Here is a 10,623-nt window from a genome sequence, read left to right on the forward strand (position 1 = left end):
GCACATGTCCACGACTACAGCTCCAGGTGGCAAGCAGCAGGAACAGATGCTGCTGGAAGTACGCCGCAAGGTCTACATGCGATCAGTCACGGGGGTATTTGCCCGGTGGCGCTGGGCGCTTGTCTGGTTCACGCAGGTGCTGTTCTACGGCTTGCCCTGGTTGTCCTGGAATGATCGTCAGGCGGTCTTGTTCGATCTCGGTGCACGCAAGTTTCATATATTCGGACTGATCCTGTACCCGCAGGATTTCATCTATCTCACGACGCTGCTCATCATCTCGGCCATGTCGCTGTTCCTGTTCACGGCCGTAGCCGGGCGTCTGTGGTGCGGATTTGCCTGTCCGCAGACGGTCTACACCGAGATCTTCATGTGGATCGAGCGCAAAATCGAGGGTGATCGTTCGCGGCGCATGAAGCTGGACAAGGCGCCGATGTCTGCCCGCAAGTTTCGCCTGAAGGCTGCCAAGCATGCCGCCTGGATCGCCTTTGCCCTGTGGACGGGCATTACCTTCGTCGGCTATTTCACGCCCATTCGGGAGATGCTCGGTCAGTTTCTCAGTCTGTCACTGGGGCCATGGCAGATGTTCTGGATCGTGTTCTACGGTTTTGCCACTTATGGCAATGCCGGTTTTCTGCGCGAACAGGTCTGCAAGTACATGTGCCCCTATGCGCGATTTCAGGGGGTCATGTTCGACAACGACACGCTGGTCATCACCTATGAGCCGGCACGCGGTGAACCCCGCGGGTCACGTTCGAGAAAGAAGGGTGCGGAGGGGCAGGGTGACTGCGTTGATTGCAGTCTGTGCGTGCAGGTCTGCCCGACCGGTATCGACATCCGCGATGGACAACAGTATGAGTGTATCGGCTGTGCTGCGTGTATCGATGCCTGCGATCAGGTCATGGAGAAGGTAGGCAGTCCGAAGGGGCTGATACGGTACGATACGCTCAATGGCATGCAGAACGGCTGGACGCGTGCGCAGCTGCTGAAGCGTGTCTTTCGTCCGCGCATACTCATCTACACGGTCATCCTGTGGACGATCATCGGTGTCTTGATTGCGCACATCACCACTCGCATGCCCGTCAAGCTGGACGTGATGCGTGATCGTGGAGCACTGTCGCGCGAGGTCAAGAACGGCGTGATCGAGAATGTCTATCGTCTGAACGTGATCAACAGTGCCGAAAGGGAGCGCACCTTCCGGCTGTCGGTCAGTGGTCTGCCTACGCTGGCCATCGATACGGACGAGACCATCGAGATGGCCGCGGCTTCAACGAGGACCATCGCCCTGCGCGTGCGTGCCGAACCGGATGCCGGAGACTCGGGCAGCAATCCGATCACGGTCACTGTCGAGGCCGTGGATGATTCATCGATTCACGAAAGTGCCAGAACCTCCTTCTTTCTGCCTGAACCACTGGAATAGTGAAAGCCAACCATGGGAATTGCCATCAACGCTTCAATTGACGAAAACGATCGCCAGACCAAGCCCTGGTACCGTTACGGTTGGCCCTGGTTTCTGATCAGCATTCCTTTCGTGTCGGTCGCATTGGGAGCCATGATGCTGTATCTGGCACTGAGTGCGAACAACTCGCTGGTCGTGGATGACTATTACAAGGAGGGCAAGGGCATCAATCTGCGGATCGAGCGTGATCGCACGGCGACCTTGCTGGGGCTGAACGCAACGCTGCGCAGCGCCGATGAAGGTTTGATCATCGATGTCGATCGGCTCATGCCGACCTTGCCTCCGGAGCTGCATCAGCAGGCCGAGGGTCTGGAAGCGGTTTTCCATTGGCCCCAGGCACTGGTCATGCAGTGGGTGCATGTGACTCGGGCAGAACTGGATGGCGAAACCGTCCTGCAATCCATCGGCGGCAATCGCTACCTCGCCACCGGCGCCGAATTACCCGAATTCGGCAAGTTCCGCATTCATCTGCAGCCCGCCGATCAGGCGCCGTGGCGGCTGGTGAGCAGTCTCGAGGACCTGCACAGCGAAGTGGCTTTGTCCATCACCTACAGAGCACCGGATGAGGTGTTTAACACGACCGAGTTCAAGTAGACTAGTGGACTTGGCGCGGTAGTTCTGACCATCTGGAGCGCACTGAACATGCTGGAATCAAAGGTGTCCACCGATATACCGCTGGCGTCAGGCAGTCCCGCATCAGACCCGGGACGCAACCTGTTTGTGCGATGTCTGATGCAAGTCGTGTGGCCGGCCTTCGTGGGCGCTGCCATGACGGTGGGCTTGCTGTTTTCCGTGATCGATCCGATCCAGATCGAGTGGGTCAGTGTGCATCTGGCCGACAACCGGGCTGCGGCCTATACGCTGGCCTTTCTCGTGTTCTGGGTCATGTTCTCCATCACCTGCTGCCTGACCTGGTATCTGGCCATTACCGAAACGCCCAGGGGGCGACCGGGCGGTGGTCCGGCCAACCGGTAGTCGTCGCTTCCGGCGTTTCTCGCGCTTGTCGTGAACATGCTGCAGATCGTCTGTCTGCTGGTGTTGCTGCCATTTCTGCTGGATGCCTGTCGCCGCTCGGCTCTGGACAAGGCCGCACTCGAGGATGTGCTGCTCTGGGTGGGCCTGACCACACTGGTTTTCGGCATTCTGCTGCTGTCGAGTGACATGCCGGAAGGCATCAGTCTGAAGTACTCCGGCGCTGCGTTTCTGGCGTTGACGGTGGGCTATAGTCGGGCACTGCTGTCAATGACCCTGTTGTTGCTGATTACACAGAGCTGGGCCGATATGGGGCTGATTCTGTTGATCGATGCCTTGCTGCCGATCTGGCTGATGCTGGTGATCGTCAATCTCACACGGCGATTTCTACCGGCCAATCCCTTTGTGTTTCTGCTCGGTTGTGGTTTTTTCGGCCTGTTCATCGTGTACGCCGTGCAGCAGTGTGCCGCCGTGTTCTTGCCAGCATTGCTGGCTGGTGAACTCGCACTGGATCAGCTGTTCTCCGAACAGACCGGCCTGCGTCTGTTGCTGGCCGGTGGTGAGGCAACGCTGGAGGGCATGATCATCACCATTCTGGTGGTGTACTGTCCGCGAGCGGTGATGCTGTTCGACGATGAGTTCTACCTGTCGCGGCCGATGTAGGAGAGCGCGTTTCCCTGGGGGCGCTGCCGTCGACTTGACAGACAGCGGCGCGGCAGCACAGTATTCACCGCTTGTCCGCTGCCGATCCCGCAGCATTGTCTCCCACTTGCAACGGTAAGCACATGCCCGGAAATCTGACACTCGACGCGCTCAGGAGCGCAGCACAAGACGGCAGCATCGATACGGTCGTGGCTGTCATGGTGGACATGCAGGGGCGCTTGCTGGGCAAGCGTTTTCATGTCAGCAATTTTCTTGACACCGCGCACGAGGAAACCCATTGCTGCAATTACCTGCTGGCAACCGATTTCGAGATGGCCACCCCTGACGGCTATGCCTCCACCAGTTGGTCATCCGGCTACGGTGACTATGTCATGAAGCCGGACATGAGCACCCTGCGTATCACACCCTGGGCCGAAGGAGCTGCCATGGTGCTGTGCGATGTGCTGGATCACCACACTCATGCCGAAGTAACGCATTCCCCGCGCGCCGTGCTGAAGCGACAGGTCGAGCGTCTGGCGGCCCTGGGCCTGAGCTGCACCGCGGCGACCGAACTGGAATTCTTTGTCTATCGCGAGACCTACGAGCAGGCGCGCGATCAGCAGTATCGTGATCTGACTCCCATCAGTGCGTACAACGAGGACTACCATATACTGCAGACGGCGCGTGAAGAAGGTTTCATGCGGCCACTGCGCAACCAGCTCTATGCTGCCGGTGTGCCGGTGGAGTGCACCAAGGGGGAGGCCGAGGCAGGGCAGGCTGAATTGAACATCCGCTATTCGGATGCGCTGGACATGGCCGATGTGCACAGTCTGGCCAAGCATGCCACCAAGGAGATTGCCTGGAACACCGGGCACAGCGTCAGTTTCGTGGCCAAGCCGCACGAAAACCTGGTGGGTTCCTCCAGTCATATCCACCAGTCGCTGCGAACGGCTGACGGCAAACCGGCATTTTTCGATGCGTCCGCCGCGCATGGCATGTCGAGTGTCATGCAGCACTATCTGGCCGGCTTGCTGGCCCATGCGGCGGAGACCACAGTGTTTCTGGCGCCCTACATCAATTCCTACAAGCGCTTTGCGCGCGGCACCTTTGCCCCCACCCGCATCATCTGGTCCATCGACAATCGCACCGCGGGGTATCGCATCGTCGCGCCCGATTCCGAGAATGTGCGGGTAGAGTGCCGGATCGGCGGGTCTGACATGAATCCCTATCTGGCCATGGCGTCGCAGATTGCGGCCGGCATTGCAGGCATCGAGCAGTCGCTGAGCCTGGCACCCGAGTTCAGGGGGGATGCCTATGAGGATTCCGACACCGCCGAGATTCCCGGCAATCTGCGTGACGCCACCGCGGCACTGGATGGGTCTGCCATGCTGCGAGCCGCGATGGGCGACGATGTGGTGGATCATTATGTTCGTGCGGCCCGTTGGGAGCAGGAAGAGTTCGATCGCATCGTGACCGATTACGAAATCCGTCGGGGTTTTGAACGCTCATGAAGGTATCGATCGACGCTGAAATCATGCGCCTGATGAATGTCAGTGATGTCGGATTGACCGCATCGCTGTGCACGCAGGCTGCCCGAGGCGCTGCGCGAATCGATTGCCGACACTTCAACAAGCAGTCCTGAACGGATTGTTCATTCCTACTGGAAACAGACACAGCTAGCCCTATGCAACTCACCGGTAACTGGAATTATCCCACCCCCATCCGCTTTGGTGCCGGGCGTATCAGCGAGATCGCCGATGCCTGCAAGGCAGCGGGTATCAGCAAACCCCTGCTGGTCACGGACCGCGGACTGCGAGACCTGCCGATCACCAGAAGCACTCTGGATCTGCTGGAGGCCGCTGGTCTGGGTCGGGCACTGTTCTCGGACGTGGACATGAACCCCACCGGGCAGAATGTGGAGGCCGGCCTGCTAGTCTATCGCGAGGGGGGTCATGACGGTGTGGTCGCCTTTGGCGGTGGTTCGGCGCTGGATCTGGGCAAGGCGCTGGCTTTCATGTCCGGTCAGACGCGACCCGTATGGGATTTCGAGGATATCGACGACTGGTGGACGCGTGCCGATCCGGCGGGTATCGACCCTGTCGTCGCGGTGCCGACCACGGCGGGTACCGGTTCGGAAGTCGGTCGTGCCTCGGTACTGACCAATGCCGATACGCACGAAAAGAAGATCATCTTCCATCCGAAGATCCTGCCGGCCGTGGTCATCTGCGATCCGGAACTGACCATCGGCATGCCGCCCGCGATTACGGCGGGTACCGGTATGGATGCCTTTGCGCACTGTCTGGAAGCGTATTGCTCACCGCACTACCACCCCTTGAGTCAGGGCATTGCGCTGGAAGGCCTGCGTCTGGTGAACGAATATCTGCCAAGAGCCTACGAGGATGGTAGCGATATCGAGGCTCGAGCACACATGATGAGCGCCGCGGCCATGGGGGCAACAGCCTTTCAGAAAGGGCTTGGTGCCATACATGCATTATCCCATCCGATCGGTGCTGTCTACAACACACACCATGGCACCACCAATGCCGTTGTCATGCAGCCGGTACTGATGTTCAATCGCAATGCGGTCGAGTCCAGACTGAACAGGGCTGCCGATTATCTGGGCATTCACGGCGGCTTCGAAGGATTCCATGCACGTGTGGGCGAGCTCAATCGTCTGTTCGGCATACCGGGCAATCTGACGGACCTGGGCGTGGTCGATCCCGATCTGGATGCCTTGACCGCCTCAGCGCTGGCGGATCCGAGCACGGGCGGTAATCCTGTCATCATGAATGCCGTCAACACCCGGGCCCTGCTCGAAGCCTGTCTGTAGGGCCGGGCTGCGGAGCGAGAATCACTTGAAGCGTATCCTGATATTGTCGGCACATCCGAACCCGAGCCAGTCACATGTCAACCGCATGATGTCGGCCATGGCGGCGTCCCTGTCAGGCGTGACTCTGGTTGATCTTTACGCTCTCTATCCCCGGTTCAAGATCGACATCGACGCCGAACAGCAGCGTCTGCTGGAGCACGATGTCATCGTTTTCCAGTTTCCGATCTACTGGTACTCAACCCCGGCTCTGCTCAAGGAGTGGCAGGACCTGGTGCTCGAACATGGCTTCGCCTACGGCAGTGATGGCTGTCGACTGGCTGGCAAGCTGTTTCTGGTGGCAGCCACTGCCGGGGCCGCCGAGCATGACTACGCGAAAGAGGGGCGCAATCATTTCCCGATGCGTACCCTGCTGAGTCCGCTGGAGCAGACGGCGCAGTTGTGTCGCATGCGTTATCTGCCGCCCCTGATGCTGTTCTCATCGCTGCAAGCCAGTCATGACGAACGAGCCCGACAGCATGTTGTCCGTTACCGGCAGGTGCTGGAGGGACTGCGGGATGAACAGCTGGATATCGAGCGCGCCATGTCGCAGGAGTTGCTGGATCATCCGGATGTGCCGATGCTGAATGACAGCAACGGCAGACAGGGTGATGCCCGTGGATAATCTCCTGCTGGGTGCCTTCATCTATCTCATGGCGTCGGTCATTGCCGTACCGCTGGCCAAGCGTCTTGGCCTGGGGTCAGTGCTGGGTTATCTGATTGCCGGTATCGTCATTGGTCCGGTGGCGGGGCTGGTCGGCAGCGAGACCACCGACGTGCAGCACTTCGCCGAGTTCGGCGTGGTGATGATGCTGTTCATCGTCGGTCTGGAGCTGGAGCCACGCTCCTTGTGGGGGATGCGGCACAAGCTGCTGGGTCTGGGTGGATTGCAGGTGCTGCTGACCGTGTCACTGATCAGTCTTGCTGCCTGGCTGTTCGGTCTGGACTGGCGAATTGCCCTGGCCGTGGGCATGGTGTTTTCCCTGTCCTCAACGGCAATCGTGTTGCAGACGCTCAATGAGAAATCCCTGATGAAGTCCGAGGGTGGCAAGTCGAGCTTTTCGGTGTTGCTGTTCCAGGATATAGCCGTCATTCCCATGCTGGCCATCATTCCGCTGCTGGCGGTACCCGGCTTGTCCGGTGGCGAGAGCGGACATGGGGAAGAGGGTGGTGCCGCCGAGCTGCTGAGTCACCTGGAGGCCTGGCAGATGGCCTTGCTGACGATCGGTGCGGTGGCTCTGGTGGTCGTGGGGGGGTACTACCTGTCAAGACCGGTGTTTCGTTACATCGCCCGTTCGCAGTTGCGTGAGATGTTCACGGCCGTGGCCCTGCTGCTGGTGATCGCCATTGCCCTGTTGATGGATGTGGTGGGCCTGTCGCCGGCACTGGGTACTTTTCTGGCCGGGGTGGTGCTGGCTACCAGCGAATACCGTCACGAGCTGGAAAGCGATATCGAACCGTTCAAGGGCTTGCTGCTGGGGCTGTTCTTCGTCACGGTGGGTGCCGGTGTGGATTTCACGGTGCTGTCGCAGAACCTGGGTGTGGTGGTAGGGGTGACCCTGGGCATCATGGCCATCAAGGCGGCGGTGTTGTACGTCCTGGCCTTGCTGTTCGGCATCAGGGGAAGTGATCGCTGGCTGTTGTTTCTGGGACTGGCGCAGGCCGGTGAATTCGGTTTCGTGCTGATTTCATTCTGTCTGCAATCGGCAGCCTTGCCAGTGGAGCTGTCCAAGATCCTGTTGCTGGTGGTGGCCTTGTCGATGATGCTGACGCCAGGACTGTTCATCTTCTTCGAACGCGTGATACAGCCGCGCATGGTTCGCAGTCAGTCGCGCGACAGCGACGAGATCACCGAGAAGGGGACGGTCATCATTGCCGGACATGGCCGCTTCGGTCAGGTCATCAACCGCCTGATGCTGTCCAATGGACACAAGACGGTGGTGCTGGATCTGCATGCGGAAATGGTGGAGAACATGCGCATATTCGGTGTGCAGAGCTTCTACGGTGATGCATCCAGACCCGATCTTCTGCACGCGGCCGGGCTGCACGAGGCAGAGTTGCTGGTTGTGGCTCTGGACAGTCAGAAAGACTCGCTGACCCTGATCGACTACGTTCGTCGTGAAAGGCCGGACTTGCATATCATTGCCAGAGCCTATGATCGACGACATGTCTACAAGTTGTATCAACTGGGTGCCAATGACATTGTCAGAGAGACCTTCGACAGCGGCCTGCGCGCAGGGCGCTATGCGCTGGAGGCACTGGGCATGCATCCGGCCGAGTCCGAACGGGCTGCCACCCTGTTCGCCACTGAGGAACTCAAGGGCATACGTCGTCTGGCAGAGGTCTATGACCCCGATGTGCCGCTGGTACAGAACAGCGAGTATGTACGTCTGGCCAGGGAGATTCAGAGCAGTCTGGAGAAGGCCATGATGGGCAAGTCCCGAGTCCGGCATGATCGCTCCGAAGAGGGGTGGCGGCCGCCGGGTAACACGGCTCTGGACGACGATACCGGGGGAGCTGACTCCTCTCAGGTATCATGAGCTTCTCGGCACGACTGAAATCTCGGGATTGAGAGTATATGGCAGGTTCGTCAGACGACAACAACAGTCTCGCATTGTTCTGCGATTTTGAAAATATTGCATTGGGTGTCAGGGACGCCAAGTACCAGAAATTCGACATCAGTCATATCCTCGAAAAGCTGCTCGTCAAGGGCAGTATCGTTGTGAAGAAAGCCTACTGTGACTGGGAGCGCTACAAGGACTTCAAGGTACCGATGCACGAAGCCTCCTTCGAGCTGATCGATATTCCCCATGTGCGCCAGTCGGGCAAGAACTCGGCTGATATTCGCATGGTGGTTGATGCGCTGGACCTGTGCTACACCAAGGCGCATGTGGACACCTTCGTCATCATCAGTGGCGACTCGGATTTCTCGCCGCTGGTGAGCAAGTTGCGCGAAAATGCCAAGACGGTCATTGGCGTCGGCGTCAAGAATTCCACCTCCGACCTGTTGATCAACAACTGCGATGAATTCATCTACTACGATGATCTGGTACGCGAGCTGGAGCGCAAGCGTCCCGGCCGCAAGCGCACGAAAAAGCGTGCAGCCAGTCGCAGCAGCGAGAAGGTGACGGAGGACGTCACGGCACAGACCGAGGCCGAGTCGCCGGCTGCGGCGACAGGCCAGGAGAGCGACGGCAAATCGGGCAAGGGCGCGGAAGCGGCATCGGACACGGCCGGTAGCAGCAAGCGCAAGCGCGGCAAGGCTGCCAAGACGGTGGAACCTGCCGAAACGGTCGAGTCGCTCGAGGTTGGTGACGATGACGGCTATGTTGCCGATGAGACCAGTGAAGAACTGATCCAGGAAGGGCTGGAATTGTTGCTGGAGACGGCGGCCGATCTAAGTGCGGATCGCGATGGCAATGACAAGCTGTGGGGGTCCATGGTCAAACAGACCCTGAAGCGGCGCCGGCCCGGCTTCAACGAAAGCTATTATGGCTTCGAGTCCTTTGGCAAGATGCTCGAAGAGGCACAGGCGCGCGGCTATCTGACACTGGAGCTGGATGATCGCTCCGGTGGCTACATCATCCGCAAAGTGACATCCTGAGTCGAGAGCAGGGGCGGGCTGCCCGGTACTGTGCGCTGGCGTGCACCCTGGTGGACGGCTGAAGGGCATGACGGCCGACCCTGCGCAGTTTGCCGTACTATAGCGATTATCCGATAACGAAGACTTTCATGATGATGGACCTGGCTGGCGAGCCTGACGTGTCAATCGACCCGAGTCGCAAGAGGGCCAACATTCTGAGCCTTCAGGATGTGCGCAAGTCCTTTGGTTCCCTGCAGGTGCTGGATGGCCTGTCGCTGGCTGTCCATCCGGGCGAGGTGTTCGGCTTTCTGGGACGCAATGGTGCCGGAAAATCGACTGCCATTCGCATACTGATGGGGATCATGCGCAGTGATGCGGGCCGGATCGAGGTGTTTGGTCGCGCATTGCATTCCGATGTCATCGGTATCCGCCAACGTATCGGCTATGTGGCGCAGGACCAGAACATGTATCCCTGGATGACACCGCGGGTATTGTCGCGTTTCGTGAGAGGTTTCTATCCGCGCTGGGACGAAAGACGTTTTCAACAGTTGCTGGCGGACTTCGACCTGCCACCCAAGCGTCGGCTCGGTACCTTCTCCGGCGGCATGAAAGCCAAGCTGGCTCTGACTCTGGCCCTGTCGACCCGGCCCGAGCTGCTGATACTGGACGAACCGACGGCAGGCATGGATCCGGTGGCACGACGCGAATTTCTCGATCTGGTGCGCGATCAGGCGATTCAGGATGGTGCAACCACCTTTTTTTCCACACACCTCATCGACGAGATCGAAGCGGTGGCCGATCGTATCGGCATCGTCGAATCCGGACGCACCATCTATGATGGCGAACTGGACCCGCTGCGCAACAGCATCGGCACCTGGTCCATCGCCATGAGCGACTACGTGCCCGGTTCCTTGCCCGGGGAATTCGCCAGGCAGCACCTGCGCATTCTCAAGGAAGGTGAGCGGCAGGGGCGCTGGGTGATCACCCTGCAGTTCTCGGAAGAGGTTCTGGCATCGCACGAGATCGTGCTGGACCAGGGCTGGCGGCACGAGTCCATGTCACTGGAAGACGTGTTCATTGCCGTCGTCGCCAGCGCGTAGTCAT

At 59.3% G+C, this 10,623-nt stretch carries 11 protein-coding genes; all 11 read left to right on the top strand.

The window, feature by feature from the left end; translation table 11 throughout:
• The first annotated feature begins 4 nt into the window (after nt 1-4).
• Nucleotides 5-1,417, top strand: coding sequence for a cytochrome c oxidase accessory protein CcoG (gene ccoG, locus ACUNV4_RS00360; protein ID WP_430876492.1), 1,413 nt, complete (start codon nt 5-7; stop codon nt 1,415-1,417).
• Between the two features lie 12 nt (nt 1,418-1,429).
• Nucleotides 1,430-2,050, top strand: coding sequence for a FixH family protein (locus tag ACUNV4_RS00365; RefSeq protein ID WP_430876493.1), 621 nt, complete (start codon nt 1,430-1,432; stop codon nt 2,048-2,050).
• A 48-nt stretch (nt 2,051-2,098) separates the two neighbouring features.
• Nucleotides 2,099-2,431 (top strand): hypothetical protein, encoded by a 333-nt coding sequence (locus ACUNV4_RS00370; protein WP_430876494.1) that lies wholly within the window; start codon nt 2,099-2,101, stop codon nt 2,429-2,431.
• Nucleotides 2,432-2,461: 30 nt separating this feature from the next.
• Nucleotides 2,462-3,091 carry a hypothetical protein gene (locus tag ACUNV4_RS00375; RefSeq protein WP_430876495.1) on the top strand — a complete coding sequence of 210 codons (630 nt, stop codon included), beginning with the start codon at nt 2,462-2,464 and terminating at the stop codon, nt 3,089-3,091.
• A gap of 122 nt (nt 3,092-3,213) precedes the next feature.
• Nucleotides 3,214-4,581 carry a glutamine synthetase family protein gene (locus ACUNV4_RS00380; protein ID WP_430876496.1) on the top strand — a complete coding sequence of 456 codons (1,368 nt, stop codon included), beginning with the start codon at nt 3,214-3,216 and terminating at the stop codon, nt 4,579-4,581.
• On the top strand, nt 4,578-4,712 hold the full coding sequence (locus tag ACUNV4_RS00385; protein WP_430876497.1) for a hypothetical protein: 135 nt from the start codon (nt 4,578-4,580) through the stop codon (nt 4,710-4,712). Before ACUNV4_RS00380 ends, ACUNV4_RS00385 begins: the two co-directional genes overlap by 4 nt.
• A gap of 42 nt (nt 4,713-4,754) precedes the next feature.
• Nucleotides 4,755-5,900 carry an iron-containing alcohol dehydrogenase gene (locus ACUNV4_RS00390; protein ID WP_430876498.1) on the top strand — a complete coding sequence of 382 codons (1,146 nt, stop codon included), beginning with the start codon at nt 4,755-4,757 and terminating at the stop codon, nt 5,898-5,900.
• A gap of 25 nt (nt 5,901-5,925) precedes the next feature.
• Nucleotides 5,926-6,561, top strand: a complete 636-nt coding sequence (locus tag ACUNV4_RS00395; RefSeq protein WP_430876499.1) for an NAD(P)H-dependent oxidoreductase — start codon at nt 5,926-5,928, stop codon at nt 6,559-6,561.
• Complete coding sequence (locus tag ACUNV4_RS00400) at nt 6,554-8,476, top strand: monovalent cation:proton antiporter-2 (CPA2) family protein (protein WP_430876500.1); 1,923 nt, start codon at nt 6,554-6,556, stop codon at nt 8,474-8,476. The genes ACUNV4_RS00395 and ACUNV4_RS00400 overlap by 8 nt, the downstream gene beginning before the upstream one ends.
• A 38-nt stretch (nt 8,477-8,514) precedes the next feature.
• On the top strand, nt 8,515-9,540 hold the full coding sequence (locus ACUNV4_RS00405; RefSeq protein ID WP_430876501.1) for an NYN domain-containing protein: 1,026 nt from the start codon (nt 8,515-8,517) through the stop codon (nt 9,538-9,540).
• Nucleotides 9,541-9,671: 131 nt separating this feature from the next.
• Nucleotides 9,672-10,619, top strand: a complete 948-nt coding sequence (locus ACUNV4_RS00410; protein WP_430876502.1) for an ABC transporter ATP-binding protein — start codon at nt 9,672-9,674, stop codon at nt 10,617-10,619.
• The last annotated feature ends 4 nt before the right edge of the window (nt 10,620-10,623 follow it).

The organism is Granulosicoccus sp. 3-233 (genome assembly GCF_052681095.1).